At 60.7% G+C, this 18,323-nt stretch carries 15 protein-coding genes and 4 tRNA genes; 17 read left to right on the top strand and 2 right to left on the bottom strand.

Features of this window, described 5'->3' with window-relative positions:
* Positions 1 to 18 precede the first annotated feature (18 nt).
* The 3 genes from asd to AC07PQ_RS22695 all read left to right on the top strand — a co-directional run bounded on the left by asd (position 19) and on the right by AC07PQ_RS22695 (position 5,151).
* A complete protein-coding gene (asd, locus tag AC07PQ_RS22705; RefSeq protein WP_007921989.1) occupies positions 19 to 1,131 on the top strand; it encodes an aspartate-semialdehyde dehydrogenase in 1,113 nt (370 codons plus the stop codon).
* A gap of 184 nt (positions 1,132 to 1,315) precedes the next feature.
* The gene (locus AC07PQ_RS22700; RefSeq protein ID WP_007921986.1) at positions 1,316 to 2,326 is read left to right on the top strand and encodes an aspartate-semialdehyde dehydrogenase; all 1,011 of its coding nucleotides are present in this window, start codon (positions 1,316 to 1,318) and stop codon (positions 2,324 to 2,326) included.
* Positions 2,327 to 2,529: 203 nt separating this feature from the next.
* Positions 2,530 to 5,151 (top strand): motility hub landmark protein FimV, encoded by a 2,622-nt coding sequence (locus tag AC07PQ_RS22695; RefSeq protein ID WP_493185223.1) that lies wholly within the window; start codon positions 2,530 to 2,532, stop codon positions 5,149 to 5,151.
* A gap of 79 nt (positions 5,152 to 5,230) precedes the next feature.
* On the opposite strand, the gene AC07PQ_RS22690 is transcribed toward AC07PQ_RS22695, so the two are convergent.
* Entirely contained in the window at positions 5,231 to 5,890 is a 660-nt protein-coding gene (locus AC07PQ_RS22690; RefSeq protein ID WP_493185222.1) for a M24 family metallopeptidase, read from the bottom strand.
* A gap of 232 nt (positions 5,891 to 6,122) precedes the next feature.
* On the opposite strand from AC07PQ_RS22690, the gene truA reads away from it, so the two are divergent.
* The 12 genes from truA to AC07PQ_RS22630 all read left to right on the top strand — a co-directional run bounded on the left by truA (position 6,123) and on the right by AC07PQ_RS22630 (position 15,561).
* Entirely contained in the window at positions 6,123 to 6,947 is an 825-nt protein-coding gene (gene truA, locus AC07PQ_RS22685) for a tRNA pseudouridine(38-40) synthase TruA (RefSeq protein ID WP_016704910.1), read from the top strand.
* Between the two features lie 64 nt (positions 6,948 to 7,011).
* On the top strand, positions 7,012 to 7,635 hold the full coding sequence (locus AC07PQ_RS22680; RefSeq protein ID WP_493185221.1) for a phosphoribosylanthranilate isomerase: 624 nt from the start codon (positions 7,012 to 7,014) through the stop codon (positions 7,633 to 7,635).
* A gap of 269 nt (positions 7,636 to 7,904) precedes the next feature.
* Positions 7,905 to 8,825, top strand: coding sequence for an acetyl-CoA carboxylase, carboxyltransferase subunit beta (gene accD, locus AC07PQ_RS22675; protein WP_007921980.1), 921 nt, complete (start codon positions 7,905 to 7,907; stop codon positions 8,823 to 8,825).
* Positions 8,822 to 10,129 (top strand): bifunctional tetrahydrofolate synthase/dihydrofolate synthase, encoded by a 1,308-nt coding sequence (gene folC / locus AC07PQ_RS22670; protein ID WP_101337338.1) that lies wholly within the window; start codon positions 8,822 to 8,824, stop codon positions 10,127 to 10,129. The genes accD and folC overlap by 4 nt, the downstream gene beginning before the upstream one ends.
* The gene (locus AC07PQ_RS22665) at positions 10,113 to 10,790 is read left to right on the top strand and encodes an SPOR domain-containing protein (protein ID WP_493185220.1); all 678 of its coding nucleotides are present in this window, start codon (positions 10,113 to 10,115) and stop codon (positions 10,788 to 10,790) included. Before folC ends, AC07PQ_RS22665 begins: the two co-directional genes overlap by 17 nt.
* 98 nt (positions 10,791 to 10,888) lie before the next feature.
* Entirely contained in the window at positions 10,889 to 11,446 is a 558-nt protein-coding gene (locus AC07PQ_RS22660; protein WP_007921975.1) for a CvpA family protein, read from the top strand.
* A gap of 41 nt (positions 11,447 to 11,487) precedes the next feature.
* On the top strand, positions 11,488 to 12,993 hold the full coding sequence (purF, locus tag AC07PQ_RS22655) for an amidophosphoribosyltransferase (protein ID WP_007921973.1): 1,506 nt from the start codon (positions 11,488 to 11,490) through the stop codon (positions 12,991 to 12,993).
* A gap of 34 nt (positions 12,994 to 13,027) precedes the next feature.
* The gene (locus AC07PQ_RS22650; RefSeq protein ID WP_007921971.1) at positions 13,028 to 14,239 is read left to right on the top strand and encodes an O-succinylhomoserine sulfhydrylase; all 1,212 of its coding nucleotides are present in this window, start codon (positions 13,028 to 13,030) and stop codon (positions 14,237 to 14,239) included.
* Between the two features lie 5 nt (positions 14,240 to 14,244).
* Positions 14,245 to 15,012 (top strand): SDR family oxidoreductase, encoded by a 768-nt coding sequence (locus tag AC07PQ_RS22645; protein ID WP_493185330.1) that lies wholly within the window; start codon positions 14,245 to 14,247, stop codon positions 15,010 to 15,012.
* A gap of 159 nt (positions 15,013 to 15,171) precedes the next feature.
* Positions 15,172 to 15,247: transfer RNA gene (locus AC07PQ_RS22640), tRNA-Val, on the top strand.
* Positions 15,248 to 15,306: 59 nt separating this feature from the next.
* A tRNA-Asp gene (locus tag AC07PQ_RS22635) sits at positions 15,307 to 15,383 on the top strand.
* A gap of 101 nt (positions 15,384 to 15,484) precedes the next feature.
* Positions 15,485 to 15,561: transfer RNA gene (locus AC07PQ_RS22630), tRNA-Asp, on the top strand.
* 212 nt (positions 15,562 to 15,773) lie between these two features.
* Here AC07PQ_RS22630 and AC07PQ_RS22625 read toward each other — a convergent pair.
* Entirely contained in the window at positions 15,774 to 17,057 is a 1,284-nt protein-coding gene (locus AC07PQ_RS22625; protein WP_493185219.1) for an NAD(P)/FAD-dependent oxidoreductase, read from the bottom strand.
* Between the two features lie 183 nt (positions 17,058 to 17,240).
* On the opposite strand from AC07PQ_RS22625, the gene AC07PQ_RS22620 reads away from it, so the two are divergent.
* A tRNA-Val gene (locus AC07PQ_RS22620) sits at positions 17,241 to 17,317 on the top strand.
* A gap of 423 nt (positions 17,318 to 17,740) precedes the next feature.
* Positions 17,741 to 18,208, top strand: coding sequence for a DUF3757 domain-containing protein (locus tag AC07PQ_RS22615; RefSeq protein WP_177323769.1), 468 nt, complete (start codon positions 17,741 to 17,743; stop codon positions 18,206 to 18,208).
* Positions 18,209 to 18,323: the final 115 nt, after the last annotated feature.

Below are 18,323 nucleotides of genomic sequence, written 5' to 3'. Positions count from 1 at the left end.
TGTATAGGTGTAGTTGCGATGAAACGTGTAGGTCTGATCGGTTGGCGCGGTATGGTCGGTTCCGTGCTCATGCAGCGGATGCTGGAAGAGCAAGACTTCGATCTTATCGAGCCGGTGTTTTTCACCACTTCCAATGTCGGTGGCCAAGGCCCGTCCGTGGGCAAGGACATTGCTCCGCTCAAGGACGCTTACAGCATTGAAGAGCTGAAGACCCTCGACGTGATTCTGACCTGCCAGGGTGGCGACTACACCAGCGAAGTCTTCCCCAAGCTGCGCGAAGCCGGCTGGCAGGGCTACTGGATCGATGCCGCTTCCAGCCTGCGCATGCAGGACGATGCGGTGATCATCCTCGACCCGGTGAACCGCAAGGTCATCGACCAGCAGCTAGACTCCGGCACCAAGAACTACATCGGCGGCAACTGCACCGTCAGTCTGATGCTGATGGGCCTGGGTGGCCTGTTCGAAGCCGGTCTGGTGGAGTGGATGAGCGCCATGACCTATCAGGCGGCCTCCGGTGCCGGCGCGCAGAACATGCGCGAACTGATCAAGCAGATGGGGGCGACCCACGCCGCCGTGGCGGATGACCTGGCCAATCCGGCCAGCGCCATTCTCGACATCGACCGCAAGGTCGCCGAGGCCATGCGCAGCGATGCCTACCCGACCGAGAACTTCGGTGTGCCGCTGGCCGGCAGCCTGATCCCGTGGATCGACAAGGAACTGCCGAACGGCCAGAGCCGCGAAGAGTGGAAGGCCCAGGCCGAGACCAACAAGATTCTCGGCCGCTTCAAGAGCCCGATCCCGGTCGACGGCATCTGCGTGCGGATCGGCGCCATGCGCTGCCACAGCCAGGCGCTGACCATCAAGCTGAACAAGGACGTGCCGATCGCCGATATCGAAGGGTTGATCAGCCAGCACAATCCTTGGGTCAAGCTGGTACCGAACCAGCGCGACATCAGCATGCAGGAGCTGAGCCCGACCAAGGTCACCGGCACCCTGAACATCCCGGTGGGCCGTCTGCGCAAGCTGAACATGGGCTCGCAGTTCCTCGGCGCGTTCACCGTCGGCGACCAACTGCTGTGGGGCGCCGCCGAACCGCTGCGCCGCATGCTGCGGATCCTGCTCGAGCGTTGATGCTCTGATGCGTTGAAAGAGCCCGCGCCTTGCAAGAGGCGTGGGCTTTTTTCATATCGGAGCAGCTCTGATTGCTGGCTATGAGCATGTTTGCGAAAAGTCTGATGTGCCAGATCTGATAAATTGCCTCGCCCCCAAGCGCCGGGTAAAGTGCCGCTCCCCCCGTTTCGCCAGAGGTAGCACCATGAACCAGTCCTTCGATATCGCCGTGATCGGTGCCACCGGTACTGTCGGCGAAACCCTCGTCCAGATTCTCGAAGAGCGCGATTTTCCGATCGCCAACCTGCACCTGTTGGCCAGCAGCGAGTCGGCGGGGCACTCGGTGCCGTTTCGTGGAAAAAATGTGCGCGTGCGTGAGGTCGACGAGTTCGATTTCAGCAAGGTGCAGCTGGCGTTTTTCGCTGCCGGCCCTGCGGTGACACTGAGCTTCGCCCCTCGGGCGACGGCGGCCAATTGCGCGGTGATCGACCTGTCGGGCGCATTGCCTTCGGCCCAGGCACCGAATCTGGTGCCGGAAGCCAACGAGCGGGTGCTGAGCGGCCTGGAAAAGCCCGTTCAACTGAGCAGCCCCAGCGCCGCAGCCACGTCGCTGGCGGTGGTCCTGGCGCCGTTGCAGGCCTTGTTCGAGATCCAGCGGGTCAACCTGACCGCCAGCCTCGCGGTGTCCACCCAGGGCCGTGAAGCGGTAACCGAGCTGGCGCGGCAGACCGCCGAACTGCTCAATGCGCGTCCGTTGGAGCCGCGATTCTTCGACCGGCAGATGGCATTCAACCTGTTGGCGCAGGTCGGCACGCCCGACGAGCAAGGTCACACCTTGTTGGAAAAACGCCTGGTCCGGGAGTTGCGCGAGGTGCTGGCGCAGCCTTTATTAAAGATTTCTGTCACTTGTGTTCAAGCCCCGGTATTTTTTGGCGATAGCTATAGCGTGACTCTGCAGTCAGCCACGGCGATCGACCTGGATGCGGTCAATGCCGCGCTCGAAGCGGCGCCCGGCATCGAGTTGGTGGAGGCGGGCGACTACCCGACCGCGGTGGGCGATGCGGTGGGGCAGGATGTGGTCTACGTTGGTCGGGTGCGCGCGGGGATCGACGACCCGGCGGAACTTAATCTCTGGCTGACGTCAGATAACGTACGCAAAGGGGCTGCGCTCAACGCCGTGCAGCTGGCTGAGTTGTTGATAAAAGACCTTCTGTAAAAGATACTTGGCAACAATTTGCAGAATGATTCTAGCTGGGCGCTATGCTTGGCTGGTTGCTGGAGGTGAGCTGCTGTCGCGGGCTTCCAAGGCATGCAGACATATATCGCGCGAAGCGGCCCTTCAGGCCGCACGCAATGCCTTACGGCAGCGCTACAACACCTTCTCGCTGGCCGAGGAATGTTCAAACAAAGGATGAGGCTATGGTTCAAGTTCGCAAACTGGTGTTAGCAATAGCGGCCGCGTCGGCGCTGTCCTCCGGTATGGCGCAGGCGCTTGGGCTCGGGGAGCTGACCCTGAAGTCGACTCTGAACCAGCCACTGGTTGCAGAAATCGAGTTGCTGGACGTCAAGGATCTCACCGCCGCCGAGGTGGTGCCGAGCCTGGCCTCGCCTGAAGATTTCGCCAAGGCGGGCGTCGATCGCCAGGCCTTTCTCAATGACCTGAGCTTTACGCCGGTGCTCAATGCCAGCGGCAAGAGCGTGCTGCGGGTCACGTCGAGCCAGCCGCTCTCCGAGCCGATGGTCAAGTTCCTGGTGCAGGTGATGTGGCCCAATGGCCGTCTGCTGCGCGACTACAGCGTCCTGCTCGACCCTTCCAAGTTTTCCCCGCAAACCGCTGAAGCGGCCGCGCAATCCGCGGCACAAACTCCAGCGGTTGCCGCGCCGGTCACCGGTGCCGGCAAGCCTGCTCAATACACCACCTCGGCCCGCGATACCCTCTGGGAGATTGCGGCCAAGGCCCGCAATGGCGGTTCGGTCCAGCAAACCATGCTGGCCATCCAGGCGCTGAATCCGGATGCCTTTATCGACGGCAACATCAACCGGCTGAAGACCGGGCAGGTATTGCGCCTGCCCGATGCCGTGCAGAGCACCAGCCTGCCGCAGTCGCAAGCGATCGCCGAGGTCGCCGCGCAGAATACGGCGTGGCGTCAGGGGCGCCGCCTGGCGCCGCGTGGCGCTCAGCAGCAACTGGATGGCACCCGGCGTGCGGGTGCGGACAAGGCGCCTGCACAAGGCGCGGCCAAGGATAATCTGAGCCTGGTGTCTGCCGAGTCCGGCAAGGCGCGGGGCAAGGGTGCGGCTGGCGACAGCCAGGCACTGAGCAACAAGCTGGCGGTGACTCAGGAAAGCCTCGATACGGCCCGGCGTGACAACGCCGAGCTGAAAAGCCGTCTGACGGACCTGCAAAGCCAGCTGGACAAGCTGCAACGCCTGATCGAATTGAAGAACGACCAGTTGGCCAAATTGCAGGCGCAAGGGGCGGGTGCCGTGGCGCCAGCACAACCGACCGCGGCCATGCCGGCACAACTGGCCGAGCAGCCTGCGACCCCGGCGGCGCCAGTGACCGATCCTGCGGCAACGTCGGGCGAGGCCCCGGCTGAAGCGGAACCGGCCCAGGCGCAAACACCGGCGTCCAATGAGGACACATTCAACGACCTGCTGACCAATCCAATCCTCCTGGGGCTGGCGGGCGGCGGGGCAGTGCTGGTGCTGTTGTTGCTGCTGTTGCTGGCTCGCCGTCGCAAGGCTCAGCAGGAGGCGGAAAAGCATCTGCGCATGGCTCGCGCCCTGTCCGAAGAATCTGAGCTGTCCAAGGATCTGGATCTGCCGGAAAGCAGCTTCGAAGGCCTTGAAGTTCCACCGCCGAGCGTCAAGCTCGCTCCAGCTCCAGCTCCAGCTCCAGCTCCAGCTCCAGCTCCAGCTCCAGCTCCGGTCGTGGCGCCTGTGGTGGACGCGGCGCCGGTGGCTGCCGCAGTCGAGCACCCGGCCGATGTGCTGGATCAGGCCCAGTCCCATATCGATGGCGGTCGCCTGAACCAGGCGGCGGCGATCCTGGAGGAGGCCGTCAAGCTGGAGCCGCAGCGTAGCGAGGTGCGCTTGAAGCTGATGGAAGTCTATGGTCATCAGGGCGATCGCAGCGCCTTTGTGGTCCAGGAGCGTCAGCTGGTGGCCAATGGCAAGAATCACGCTGAAGTCGAACAGCTGAAAAGTCGCTTCCCGGCAATGGCTGCTGTGGCGGCCGCGGGTCTCGGCGCAGCAGCCGTGGCGGCGGCGCTGGATGCTCAGTACGTCAAGGAACTGTTGCTCGACGAGCCGCAGGAGCCAGCGCCGGCACCGGTTGTCGACGACCTGGATACCGACTTCGATCTGAGCCTGGACGATCTGGAGGCCGCCTCTGCGGCGTCGCCGGTTGCTCCGGCTGTTCCTGCTCAAGTTGAGCCCGAGCTGGACGACTTCCCGCTGGATGACGACCTGAGCTTCGAGTCGGTGCTGCAGCAGCAAACCGAAGCCAAGGAAAGCCTGGACGATCTGTCGGATTTCGACCTGGATCTGGGTGAGGATCTTCCTGCCGCGGCGCAAGCCGATGAGGATTTCCTGCTCAGCCTGGATGACGACCTGAAGGATCTGCCGGCTGCCGAAGTGCCTACGGTGACCGAAGCCGCGCTCGACGATCTTGAGCTGCCAGCGGACTTCGACTTGTCCCTGGCTGACGAGATGGATGCGCAGCCCGCTGCCAAGGATGCTTTCGCTTCCGAGCTGGACGATGTCAATGCCGAGCTGGATCGTTTGTCGCAGAGCCTCGAGCAGCCGGACCTGGCCGAGCCGACCTTTACCGCGGAAGACGCCGCGGGCAGTGCCGACGAAGGGGATTTCGATTTCCTTTCCGGCGCCGATGAAGTGGCGACCAAGCTCGATCTGGCCCAGGCCTACATCGACATGGGCGATAACGATGGCGCGCGGGATATTCTCGGCGAAGTCATCAGCGAAGGTAACGACGGTCAGAAAAGCGAAGCCAGGGAAATGCTCGCGCGTCTAGCCTGAGTCGACGCTAGCAGCAAAAAAAACGGCAGCCATCGAGGCTGCCGTTTTTGTTTCTGGGCCCATGGCAGCGCTTGCGCGGTTAGGCCAGCAGGTCTTCGTAGAAGGCGCCGAACGGCCGGGTAGGGTGGGCGATCTGGATTTCCAGAATCCACAGGCCAATGTTGGGGCATGCCTCGAAGTTGCCCAGGTCACCTGTTCGATAAATGGCATGGGGGAAGTCGCTGACCCGGTGCCCCTTGATCTCCAGGTTCAGCACCCAGCCCATGGCGCTCGCCTGTTCTTCGGCATAGCGATACAGGGCGGGGCCGGCGACCTTGTGCTCGCTCCAGTGATCACGAACCCGTTCGAACAGGGTTTGGGCCGCCGTGGCACAGGCTTGCATCTCGGGATCGTTGCCGGTGACGAAGGTGGCGCCGCAATCGCCTTCGTGGCGGTCCCAGACCACCCCCAGGTCGATAAAGAAGATGTCGTTGTCGCCCAGTATCGGATCGCCTTCGGAGCGTTGCTTGAAGGTCTTCAGGGTGTTTTCGCCAAAGCGCACCAGCGCCGGGTGCCAGATCCGGTCCATGCCCAATTCCGCAAGCACCTCCAGCCCCAAGGCGCGAGCCTGGGATTCGAGCATGCCTGGCTGGATGCGCGCGGCTATCTGCGCGATGGCTTCCCAGGTCTTGCGCTTGGCGTGGAGCATGCCTTGCAGGCTGTAGGCGAGGCCCACGGCCTCCTTGTTGATGGCGGTCATTGGTCTCAGGTCCCGGTCGAGTGGATTTATGGTTTTCGCTATATATTCATCTATATAGCGTTTGTCCTGGTTTTCACGCAATCCTGTTTACGCTCGCTGGCGCTTAGTGGGCAAACATCAACTAAAAGCGGGTCGCGCATGGCGTCTGCTTGCGCGCGCCTTATAATGGCCGCCTTTGCGCATATCAGCAGGCTGTAAGTTCTTGGCAAATATAGATAACGCGGCCGCCGAAATGGCGGCCGCAGGCTTTTTCAGAATCGCGTTGGGTGTCGAATACAAGGGTTCGCGTTATCGCGGCTGGCAGCGTCAGGCTTCCGGTGTCCCGAGTGTCCAGGAAACCCTCGAGAAGGCGTTGTCCCGGGTGGCGGACTCGCCGGTGCTGCTGTCTTGCGCTGGGCGTACCGACGCCGGCGTGCACGCCTGCGGGCAGGTGGTGCACTTCGATACCCAGGCCGAGCGGTCGATGAAGGCGTGGGTGATGGGGGCCAATATCAACCTGCCCCACGACATCAGCGTGAGCTGGGCCAAGGTCATGCCGGCGCATTTTCATGCGCGGTTCAAGGCGATTGCCCGCCGCTATCGCTACGTGATCTACAACGACCAGATCCGTCCGGCGCACTTGAACGAGGAGATCACCTGGAATCATCGCCCGCTGGATGTCGAGCGGATGGCCGAGGCTGCCCAACATCTGGTGGGCACCCATGATTTCAGTGCATTCCGTGCAGGGCAGTGCCAGGCCAAGTCGCCGATCAAGGAAATCCACCATCTGCGGGTCACCCGGCACGGCAAGATGATTGTCCTGGATATCCGTGCCAGCGCGTTCCTGCATCACATGGTGCGCAATATCGCCGGAGTGCTGATGACCATCGGCGCGGGCGAGCGTCCGGTCGAGTGGGCCAGGGAAGTGCTGGAGAGCCGGATTCGCCGCACGGGCGGGGTGACGGCGCATCCTTTCGGACTGTATCTGGTGCAGGTCGAGTATCACGATGAGTTCGAGCTGCCCGAGCGATACATCGGGCCACATTTCCTCACCGGCTTCTCGGAACTTGACGGCTGACGCCCGGAAAAGCATTTGCTACCATCCGGGACTTTCCCCGGATTTGCCCTGAGGTTTAAACGACATGTCAGCCGTTCGCAGCAAAATTTGTGGGATTACCCGCATTGAGGATGCGTTGGCGGCGGTCGAGGCCGGGGCCGATGCCATCGGGCTGGTGTTCTATGCCAAGAGCCCGCGGGCGGTGAACGTCCAGCAGGCGCGGGCGATCGTTGCCGCGCTGCCACCGTTCGTGACCACCGTGGGCCTGTTCGTCAATGCCAGCCGCTGCGAGCTGGGCGAGATCCTCGATGCGGTGCCGCTGGACTTGTTGCAGTTTCACGGCGATGAAACACCGGCGGACTGCGAGGGCTATCACCGGCCCTACATCAAGGCGCTGCGGGTCAAGGCCGGCGACGATATTGCCAGCCGTTGCGCGGCTTATGCGCGGGCCAGCGGCATCCTGCTCGATACCTACGTCGAGGGCGTGCCGGGTGGAACTGGCGAAGCCTTTGATTGGTCACTGGTACCGCAAGGCTTGAGCAAGCCGATTATCCTGGCCGGTGGCTTGACTGCCGAGAATGTCGGCCAGGCGATAGCGCAGGTTCGCCCGTACGCCGTGGATGTCAGTGGCGGGGTGGAGCAGAGCAAGGGCATCAAGGATCACGCAAAGATTCGCGCATTTATGCAGGCCGTTCGCGGCAGCTGTTAGTCGATGTGACGGCTGGCAGTCTGCCGCCGTCCATAACACCACTGTACAAAACAGGCCGGCACCGTCGCTGGGCGGGCCGTAAATCGAAGTGGCAGCCGCTCTATCCGGGGGTTGTCGGGATGGCTGAGGAGCCGTTCGGTACAGGCAGGTCAAGCTCGCGCTGACCGCGGTAGCGAACAGATCATCGCCGCACACATGAATTTAGCTCAAGGGCATACGCGGGGCCGCGAACCAGAGCGTTCGGGCCGCCGGTACTGGAGAAAGAAAGCATGAGCAACTGGTTAGTAGACAAACTGATCCCTTCGATCATGCGTTCCGAGGTGAAGAAAAGCTCGGTGCCTGAAGGTCTGTGGCACAAGTGTCCGTCCTGCGAGGCGGTGCTGTATCGTCCGGAGCTGGAAAAGACCCTGGACGTCTGCCCCAAGTGCAACCACCACATGCGTATCGGTGCTCGCGCCCGTATCGACATTTTCCTCGACGCTGAAGGCCGTGCCGAACTGGGCGCCGACCTGGAGCCGGTAGACCGTCTGAAATTCCGCGACGGCAAGAAGTACAAGGATCGCCTGACCGCGGCCCAGAAGCAGACCGGTGAAAAGGACGCGCTGATTTCCATGAGCGGTACCCTGCTGGGGATGCCGGTGGTGGTATCGGCGTTCGAGTTCTCCTTCATGGGCGGCTCCATGGGCGCCATCGTTGGCGAGCGTTTTGTGCGTGCTGCCAACTACGCGCTGGAAAAGCGTTGCCCGATGGTCTGCTTCTCCGCTTCCGGCGGTGCGCGGATGCAGGAAGCGCTGATCTCCCTGATGCAGATGGCCAAGACCTCCGCGGTGCTGGCGCGTCTGCGTGAAGAAGGCCTGCCATTCATTTCCGTGTTGACCGACCCGGTCTACGGTGGCGTTTCCGCCAGCCTGGCGATGCTGGGTGACGTGATTGTCGCCGAACCCAAGGCCCTGGTCGGTTTCGCCGGTCCTCGCGTGATCGAGCAGACCGTGCGTGAAAAACTGCCGGAAGGTTTCCAGCGTAGCGAGTTCCTGCTGGAGCATGGCGCTATCGACATGATTATCCCGCGCCAGGAGCTGCGTCCGCGCCTGGGTAACCTGCTGGCTCAACTGATGGGCTTGCCGACGCCTGAGTTCGTGGCCGCGCCTGTCGAGGCGATCGTGGTGCCACCGGTGCCTGCAAACATATGACCGAGCGTACCCTTGGCGACTGGCTTGCCTACCTTGAGCAGTTGCATCCGTCAGCCATCGACATGGGGCTGGAGCGCTCGCAAGAAGTAGCGTCCCGCATGGGATTGGGCAGGCTGGCGCCTCGGGTCGTCACGGTGACCGGTACCAACGGCAAGGGTTCTACCTGCGCGTTCGTGGCGTCCTTGCTGCGAGCCCAGGGGCTGAAGGTCGGTGTCTACAATTCCCCCCATCTGTTGCGCTACAACGAGCGCGTGCAGATCGATGGCGTCGAAGCCAGCGATGCCGAGCTGTGCGAGGCCTTTGTCGCGGTCGAAGCCGGGCGCGGTGAAATTTCCCTGACCTATTTCGAGATGGGTACCCTGGCGGCCTTCTGGCTGTTCCAGCGGGCCGGTCTCGATGCCGTGGTGCTGGAAGTCGGCCTGGGTGGGCGCCTGGATGCGGTCAACCTGGTGGATGCGGATCTGGCGCTGGTCACCAGTATCGGCGTCGACCATGCCGATTATCTGGGTGACACCCGTGAGTCTGTGGCCTTCGAGAAGGCCGGGGTTTTCCGCCAGGGCGCGCCTGCACTCTGCGGTGACCTGAATCCCCCTCAGCCCCTGCTGGATAAGGCGCGTGAATTGAACTGCCCGTTCTTCCTGCGCGGTCGTGATTTCGACCTGGGGATCACCGAGGCGAACTGGCAGTGGCGGGGTCTCGATGCGCGGGGCAATGCTGTCGAGCTGCGCGACTTGCCGCTGCTCGATCTGCCCATGGAGAACGCCGCGCTGGCCTTGCAGGCCTATTTGTTGCTGGGGCTGCCTTGGCAGGCCGAACGCATCGCCGAAGCCTTGCAGCAGACGCGAGTGGTCGGGCGCCTGGATCGCCGTCAGTTCGAATGGCAGGGCAAGCGCCTGAACCTGTTGCTGGATGTCGGGCACAACCCCCATGCCGCGGAGTATCTGGCCGAGCGCCTGATGCGCCGACCAGTGGCGGGCAAGCGCTTGGCGGTATTCGGCCTATTGGCGGACAAGGACCTGGAGGGCGTGGTTGCCCGCCTGGATGCCTGTGTCGAGCATTGGGCGGTGGCGCCGCTGGATTCTGCCCGTGCGCGTCCCGTTGCGGACTTGCAGGCGGCACTGCAGAACCTTGGGGCTTCGGTAGCGTCTTATGAAAGTGTCGCCGCAGCCTTGGAAGGGCAGTGTGCGCAGGCTACGGGCGAAGACGAGATTCTGCTGTTCGGATCTTTTTATTGTGTTGCCGAGGCGCTCGAGTGGCTCGCTCGGCGCTCCACGGAGGAAGCTGCACATGGCTATGCTGGATAACGTCTACAAGCAGCGAATGGTTGGGGCCTTGGTTCTGGTGGCGTTGGCGGTGATTTTCCTGCCGATGCTGTTTTCCCGCGAAGATGAGCAGCGGCATATCAATGTCGAGGCGCCAGCAGTGCCTCAGGCGCCTGCTGTAACCCAGGTGCAAGTCGAGCCTGTGGTGGTGCCAGAGCCGCAGGCGCTGCCACAGGAGCCGGTACCCAGCGATGAAGAAGTGGCCCAGCAGGCCGCGCCTTCGATGCCGATTGGGCCAAGCGCTCCGGTTGCTCCGGCTCCAGTCCCGGTGGCACCGCCAGTCGCCGCGAGCAAGCCCGTGGCTCCACCTCCGGCGCCAGCCCCCAAGCCGGCTCCGGCCCAGCCGATTGCCGCAGCGCCAGCCAAGCCCGATGCAACCCCAAGCCGTGTCGATGCAAACGGCCTGTCGGTCAGTTGGTCGGTGCAACTGGCCAGCCTGTCCAGTCGGGAAAGCGCCGAGAACCTGCAGAAAACCCTGCGCAGCCAGGGGTACAACGCTTATATCCGTTCCGCCGATGGCAAGAACCGGGTATTCGTCGGTCCGTTGATCGAGCGGGCCGAGGCAGACCGCCTGCGCGATTTGCTGAGCCGTCAGCAGAACCTCAAGGGTTTTGTCGTGCGCTTCCAGCCTGAGCGCGGTTAAGGCTATCGCCTTGATTTGCAAAGCACAGTGAATCGCAGCTTACCGACGGCCATGCGCTCTGTTAAAATGCGCCGCCTTATCCGTCTGTAGGCTGCACTGTGCCATTTACCTGGGTTGACTGGGCGATCGTTGCAATCATCGCCATCTCCGCTTTGATCAGTTTGAGTCGCGGCTTCGTCAAAGAAGCGCTGTCGCTGCTTACCTGGATCGTCGCAGGAGTCGTTGCCTGGATGTTTGGTGGCTCTCTGTCCGAATACCTCAGCGGATACATCGAGACTCCCTCGGCTCGCGTGATCGCGGGCTGTGCCATCATGTTTGTCGCCACTTTAATCGTGGGCGCAATGATCAATTATCTTATCGGCGAATTGGTTCGCGTCACCGGGCTATCCGGGACCGATCGATTCCTCGGCATGGCCTTCGGCGCGGCGCGTGGCGCGTTGCTGGTGGTCGTGGCGGTCGGGCTGTTGAGCCTGGGGCCGGTACAACAGGATTCCTGGTGGCAGCAGTCGCGACTGGTGCCACAATTTCTATTGGTTGCAGACTGGTCAAAAAACCTCATATTGGGGTGGAGCAGTCAGTGGCTGGCCAGCGGTATCAGCGTACCCGCTGAAATACCGTTCAAGGAACAACTCTTACCGGCCAAAACGCCTCAGTAAGATGTGTTCAGTTCAGTTTCATTAAGTAGGGGTTGCGTCGCATGTGTGGCATCGTCGGTATCGTCGGTAAGTCGAACGTCAATCAGGCGCTGTATGACGCGCTAACCGTCCTCCAGCACCGCGGCCAGGACGCTGCCGGTATCGTGACCAGCCATGATGGCCGGTTATTCCTGCGCAAGGACAACGGCCTGGTCCGTGACGTTTTCCATCAACGGCACATGCAGCGCCTGGTCGGTCACATGGGTATTGGCCATGTGCGGTATCCGACCGCTGGCAGCTCGACTTCGGCCGAAGCTCAACCGTTTTACGTCAACTCGCCTTACGGCATCACCCTGGCGCATAACGGTAACCTGACCAATGTTGAACAGCTGGCCAAGGAGATCTACGAGTCTGACTTGCGCCACGTCAACACCAATTCCGATTCGGAAGTCCTGCTCAACGTCTTCGCTCACGAGCTGGCCCAGCGCGGCAAGCTGCAACCGACCGAAGAAGACGTATTCGCCGCCGTGACCGACGTGCACAACCGTTGCGTTGGCGGTTATGCGGTAGTCGCCATGGTCACCGGTTATGGCATTGTTGGCTTCCGCGACCCTCACGGTATTCGCCCGATCGTTTTCGGTCAGCGTCACACCGACGAAGGCGTCGAATACATGATCGCCTCTGAAAGCGTGTCCCTGGATGTGCTGGGCTTCACCCTGATTCGCGACCTGGCGCCGGGCGAAGCGGTCTACATCACTGAAGACGGCAAGCTGCACACCCGTCAGTGCGCGACCAATCCGAAACTGACTCCGTGCATTTTCGAACATGTCTACCTGGCGCGTCCGGACTCGATCATCGACGGCGTGTCGGTGTACAAGGCGCGCCTGCGCATGGGCGAGAAGCTGGCCGAGAAGATCCTGCGCGAGCGTCCAGATCACGATATCGATGTGGTCATCCCGATTCCGGATACCAGCCGTACCGCGGCGCTGGAGCTGGCGAACCACCTGGGCGTCAAGTTCCGCGAAGGCTTCGTGAAGAACCGCTACATCGGCCGGACCTTCATCATGCCGGGCCAGGCCGCGCGGAAAAAATCCGTGCGCCAGAAACTCAATGCCATCGAGCTGGAGTTCCGCGGCAAGAACGTGATGCTGGTGGATGACTCGATCGTTCGCGGCACCACCTGCAAGCAGATCATCCAGATGGCCCGTGAAGCCGGCGCGAAGAACGTCTACTTCTGCTCCGCGGCGCCTGCCGTGCGTTTCCCGAACGTGTACGGCATCGACATGCCGAGCGCTCACGAACTGATCGCACACAATCGTTCGACTCAGGATGTGGCTGATCTGATCGGCGCCGACTGGCTGATCTACCAGGATCTGCCTGATCTGATCGAGGCGGTCGGTGGCGGCAAGATCAAGATCGAGAACTTCGACTGCGCGGTGTTCGACGGCAAATATGTCACTGGCGACGTCGACGAGGCCTACCTGAACAAGATCGAAAACGCACGTAACGATGCCTCCAAGGCCAAGACCCAGGCGGTCAGTGCGATCATCGATCTGTACAACAACTGATCTAGAGCATTAGAAGACATAAGGAGTAGGCGGCATGAGTCAGGATTGGGATGCCGGTCGGCTGGACAGCGACCTTGATGGCGTAGCTTTCGACACCCTGGCCGTGCGCGCCGGCCAACACCGTACCCCGGAAGGGGAGCACGGTGATCCGATGTTCTTCACCTCCAGCTACGTGTTCCGCACGGCCGCCGATGCGGCCGCGCGGTTCGCCGGCGAGGTGCCGGGCAATGTCTATTCCCGCTACACCAACCCGACCGTGCGGGCGTTCGAAGAGCGTATCGCCGCCCTGGAAGGCGCCGAGCAGGCTGTGGCCACGGCCACCGGCATGGCGGCGATTCTCTCGGTGGTCATGAGTTTGTGCAGCGCGGGCGACCATGTATTGGTTTCGCGCAGTGTGTTTGGCTCGACCATCAGCCTGTTCGAAAAGTATTTCAAGCGCTTCGGTATCGAGGTCGATTACGTACCCCTGGCGGACCTGTCCGGCTGGGATGCGGCGATCAAGGCCAATACCAAGTTGCTGTTCGTTGAATCGCCGTCCAACCCGCTCGCCGAGCTGGTGGATATCGCTGCATTGTCCGAAATCGCTCACGCCAAGGGCGCAATGCTGGTGGTCGACAACTGTTTCTGTACTCCGGCGTTGCAGCAGCCGCTGAAGCTGGGCGCGGACGTGGTGGTGCACTCGGCGACCAAGTTCATCGATGGCCAGGGTCGTTGCATGGGCGGTGTGGTGGCTGGCCGTAGCGAACAGATGAAAGAAGTGGTGGGTTTCCTGCGTACCGCGGGACCGACCCTGAGTCCGTTCAACGCCTGGATCTTCCTCAAGGGCCTCGAAACCCTCAACCTGCGGATGCGCGCCCATTGTGCCAATGCCCAGGCCCTGGCCGAATGGCTGGAGCAGCAGGACGGCATCGAGAAGGTGCATTACGCCGGTCTGCCAAGCCATCCGCAATACGAGCTGGCCAAGCGTCAGCAGCGTGGTTTCGGCGCGGTGGTGAGCTTTGAAGTCAAGGGCGGCAAGGACGGGGCCTGGCGTTTTATCGACGCTACTCGCCTGATTTCCATTACCGCCAACCTGGGCGATAGCAAGACCACCATCACTCATCCGAGCACCACCTCTCACGGCCGTCTGGCACCGCAAGAACGTGAAGCGGCGGGCATTCGTGACAGCCTGATTCGTATCGCTGTCGGTCTTGAGGATGTGGTGGACCTGCAAGCCGACCTGGCGCGCGGCCTGGCAGCCTTGTGATCGAGTTGTCCGAACAGCAGAGCATTGCCAACGGCCGCGTCGCGCTGGTGACCGGCGCGGCACGCGGTATCGGCCTGGGCATCGCTGCCTGGCTGATCAGCGAAGGCTGGCAGGTGGTACTGACCGATCTGGACCGCGCACGCGGCTCCCAGGTGGCCAAGGTCCTGGGGGACAGCGCCTGGTTCATCGGCATGGATGTGGCGGATGAAGCGCAGGTCGCCCTGGGTGTTGCCGAAGTGCTGGGGCAGTTCGGACGCCTCGATGCGCTGGTGTGCAACGCGGCGGTCGCCGATCCGCGCAACATCACCCTGGAAAGCCTCGACTTGGCTTACTGGAATCGGGTGTTGGCGGTGAACCTCAGCGGTCCGATGCTCCTGGCCAAGCACTGTGCGCCGTATCTGCGCGCCCACGGTGGATCCATCGTCAACCTGGCGTCTACCCGTGCCCGGCAATCGGAACCTGATACTGAGGCCTATGCGGCGAGCAAGGGCGGTTTGCTGGCCTTGACCCATGCATTGGCCATGAGTCTGGGGCCGGAGATTCGGGTCAATGCGGTCAGCCCCGGTTGGATCGACGCCCGGGATCCGGCGGCGCGTCGGGCCGAACCTTTGAGCGATGCCGATCATGCCCAGCATCCGGCGGGCAGGGTAGGGACGGTCGAGGATGTGGCGGCGATGGTGGCGTGGCTGTTGTCCAAGAACTCCGGTTTTGTCACTGGCCAGGAGTTCGTGGTCGACGGCGGTATGAGCAAAAAAATGATTTATCGCGACTGATGGCGTGTGGAGGGCGCAACGAGCGCGGCTTGAGGTCGCCAGTGTTGTTGATCCCTTCCGCAGGCTTTGTCGTGATTTTGTCTTTTTCAGAAAAACTTCAAGCAGGGTATTGACTTAGCATCGGTATCTGCGTAAATTTCGCGGCCTCAACGAAGCAAAGGGTGATTAGCTCAGCCGGGAGAGCATCTGCCTTACAAGCAGAGGGTCGGCGGTTCGATCCCGTCATCACCCACCACTTCTTGAGTGCCTTTCGAAAGAAAGGCGGAGGCTTCCACGGAAGCATCCAACCGACGCGCAGCGGTAGTTCAGTCGGTTAGAATACCGGCCTGTCACGCCGGGGGTCGCGGGTTCGAGTCCCGTCCGCTGCGCCATATTTTCCAGGTCAGGGATTCCTGCTCTGAGATTGAAAAGCCTCGAAGCTTTCCAGTCAGATGATTTAAACGGTTCACATGGACGCAAGTCCAAGCGATACGCAGCGGTAGTTCAGTCGGTTAGAATACCGGCCTGTCACGCCGGGGGTCGCGGGTTCGAGTCCCGTCCGCTGCGCCATATCTACTTGAAGGAACACTGAACGCCTTCAAGTGACGAAGAAGCCGCAGGCTTTTCGGATCGATAGCAAAGACCCTGGTCGAAAGACCGGGGTTTTTTGTTTTTGGAATCCGGCTTTTTTCGATGCCGCTCAGGCAGTCGATATTTCCCCTCTGCAAAGCCCCAAAAAAACCGCCTGATGGGCGGTTTTTTATTTGGAGAGGGTAGGGTTATCAGAACCCCAGCTTGTCTCGCAGGCTGTAATACCAGGCGCCCATCGCGGTGAATGGGGTGCGCAACAACTGGCCGCCAGGGAAGGGGTAGTGTGGCAGCTCGGCAAAGGCGTCAAAGCGCTCTGCCTGGCCACGCAGGGCCTCTGCCAGCACCTTGCCTGCCAAGTGGGTGTAGGTGACACCATGGCCGCTGCAGCCCTGGGAGTAATAGATGTTGTCGCCCAGGCGTCCGACTTGTGGCAGGCGCGACAGGGTCAGCAGGAAGTTGCCGGTCCAGGCGTAGTCGATCTTCACATCCTTGAGTTGCGGGAAGGCCTTGAGCATCTTCGGTCGGATGATTGCTTCGATATTTGCCGGGTCGCGGGCGCCGTACACCACGCCGCCGCCGAAGATAAGGCGCTTGTCGGCGGAAAGGCGGTAGTAATCCAGCAGGTAGTTGCAGTCCTCGACGCAGTAGTCCTGGGGGAGAAGACTTTTTGCTAACTCATCGCTCAATGGTTCAGTGGTGATGACCTGGGTGCCGCATGGCATCGATTTGGCGGCCAGTTCCGGCACCAGGTTGCCCAGGTAGGCGTTGCCCGCGACTATGACGAACTTGGCCCTGACCTTGCCTTGTGGGGTATGTATCACCGGATTGGCACCGCGTTCGATGCGTACCGCCGGGGATTGCTCGTAGATAACACCGCCCAGGGATTCCACGGCTGCCGCTTCACCCAGTGCCAGATTGAGTGGGTGGATATGCCCACCGCTCATGTCGAGCATGCCGCCCTGGTACAGGTCACAAGCGACGACTTCGCGAATGCGGCGCTGATCCAGCAATTCCAGCTGGGTGTGGCCGTAGCGCTCCCACAGGCGCTTCTGCGACTCCAGGTGACCCATCTGCTTGCTGGTGATGGCGGCGAACACTCCGCCATCTTTCAGGTCGCACTGGATTTGATACTTGGCGACCCGCTCACGGATGATCCTGCCGCCTTCGAAGGCCATCTGGCCAAGCAGTTGAGCTTGCTTGGGGCCGACACTGCGTTCAATCACATCAATGTCGCGGCTATAGCTATTGACGATCTGTCCACCATTACGCCCGGAAGCGCCGAAGCCAACCTTGGCCGCTTCCAGGGCGGTGACTTTAAAGCCATTCTCAAGCAGGAACAGGGCGCTGGAGAGGCCAGTGTAGCCGGCACCGATCACGCAGACATCGGTTTCCACATCATCTTGCAGTAGCGGGCGGGCTGGAGCAGCGTTGGCTGACGCCGCGTAATACGACTGTGGGTAAGGTGTGTTCGCCATCCTGCAACCTCTGTTTAATATTCTTGACGATTGCGTGGATCCTACCTGAGTTGAAAAACGCCTACCAGCCATCGAAAAATCTTCTTGGCAGGCTCAAAAAATAAAAATTCGCATATTCAGAGGGTTAGCTGCAAAAAAGGTGTTGACACCCCTCCGGAATTCCGTAGAATGCCGCCTCACAGCAGGCACGTAGCTCAGTTGGTTAGAGCACCACCTTGACATGGTGGGGGTCGTTGGTTCGAGTCCAATCGCGCCTACCAAACAAAATCCGCTCTGCTGGGCGGTCTGGAAGGGCCCACCGAAAGGTGGGCCCTTTTTTGTTGTCCGCGGTTTTCAAAACCTTTGTAAAGCCGCCACTCAAAAGGCCAAGTCGGCACCTGCCTCCAGGTACACGATCTCCTTTTTCGGCGTGCCCTTCCTGATAGTGTTCTTTCAAGGTCCACCGATGACTTCAAGCTGGCGATCTTCGCGGCGTTGGAGGCTGGCCTGGTCCAGGTGGATAGCACGCTTTAGTCAGGGGCGTCGTTGTGACTGCACTTTGCAACTGACCACCAAGAGCGGGCGCTTCGATGTAGAGACTGCTGGTCTTAAGAGAAAAATCTAATATTTTAGGAATCGTCCTACATTCTAAAGTTGTTCTAGTTGATAGAACCTTCCTTCTGATATTCACGAAGGAATGGAACGTGTCTAGATTGTTGGGTTGGATGTTGCTGTGTTCGCAGCTATTTACATTCGTGCATGCTAGCAATTACCTCAATATCCCTGACTGGCCGGGTGATCAGGAATCATGTCCTTCGCCGCGAGATATCAAGGGCATGATGGGCATTTTTAGCGCGCCAGCTAAAAGTGAGGGTGCTGAATGGGTAGGTGTGCTGGTTGACGGTGCCATGGAAGCTGTTACCAACTTCGAGAAAAGCTATTTTGTATTGACTCACCAAGGTGTCGATAAAGTTGGTTTTATAAATAGCTGTATCTATGTAACCTCCGGTGGCCGATATTTGAATATGCATCTTGATCTCGGCGGTCATTACAAACAGGTCATGTGGATTGGGAACTCATTGTCATGGAAAGAGTCTCGAGACTTCTCCTCATCAACAATCCTGGAATGCACGGATACCTATAGAGATGCATGCAGTTTTTATTTGAAGTGAATGTGTCCGTCTGTATGGATGGGTTTTGTTCCATGCTATGCCGTTGTCTTTTTGGCATCCTTAATGCTTATGCATTTCATGACATTTTTGTGACACTTTTAAGTCGGTTTTCGGT

The organism is Pseudomonas sp. GW821-FHT09E12 (assembly GCF_059416085.1).
Note: the sequence above shows the minus strand (reverse complement) of the source record. Positions and strands in the feature narration are given on the sequence as shown.

Excerpts from the sequence above, each read along its gene's own strand:
- accD (WP_007921980.1), top strand. The coding sequence starts at position 7,905 with ATGAGCAACTGGTTAGTAGACAAACTGATCCCTTCGATCATGCGTTCC.
- AC07PQ_RS22625 (WP_493185219.1), bottom strand. The coding sequence starts at position 17,057 with ATGGCGAACACACCTTACCCACAGTCGTATTACGCGGCGTCAGCCAAC.
- AC07PQ_RS22695 (WP_493185223.1), top strand. The coding sequence starts at position 2,530 with ATGGTTCAAGTTCGCAAACTGGTGTTAGCAATAGCGGCCGCGTCGGCG.
- purF (WP_007921973.1), top strand. The coding sequence starts at position 11,488 with ATGTGTGGCATCGTCGGTATCGTCGGTAAGTCGAACGTCAATCAGGCG.
- folC (WP_101337338.1), top strand. The coding sequence starts at position 8,822 with ATGACCGAGCGTACCCTTGGCGACTGGCTTGCCTACCTTGAGCAGTTG.
- AC07PQ_RS22680 (WP_493185221.1), top strand. The coding sequence starts at position 7,012 with ATGTCAGCCGTTCGCAGCAAAATTTGTGGGATTACCCGCATTGAGGAT.
- AC07PQ_RS22690 (WP_493185222.1), bottom strand. The coding sequence starts at position 5,890 with ATGACCGCCATCAACAAGGAGGCCGTGGGCCTCGCCTACAGCCTGCAA.
- AC07PQ_RS22700 (WP_007921986.1), top strand. The coding sequence starts at position 1,316 with ATGAACCAGTCCTTCGATATCGCCGTGATCGGTGCCACCGGTACTGTC.
- asd (WP_007921989.1), top strand. The coding sequence starts at position 19 with ATGAAACGTGTAGGTCTGATCGGTTGGCGCGGTATGGTCGGTTCCGTG.
- AC07PQ_RS22665 (WP_493185220.1), top strand. The coding sequence starts at position 10,113 with ATGGCTATGCTGGATAACGTCTACAAGCAGCGAATGGTTGGGGCCTTG.
- truA (WP_016704910.1), top strand. The coding sequence starts at position 6,123 with ATGGCGGCCGCAGGCTTTTTCAGAATCGCGTTGGGTGTCGAATACAAG.
- AC07PQ_RS22650 (WP_007921971.1), top strand. The coding sequence starts at position 13,028 with ATGAGTCAGGATTGGGATGCCGGTCGGCTGGACAGCGACCTTGATGGC.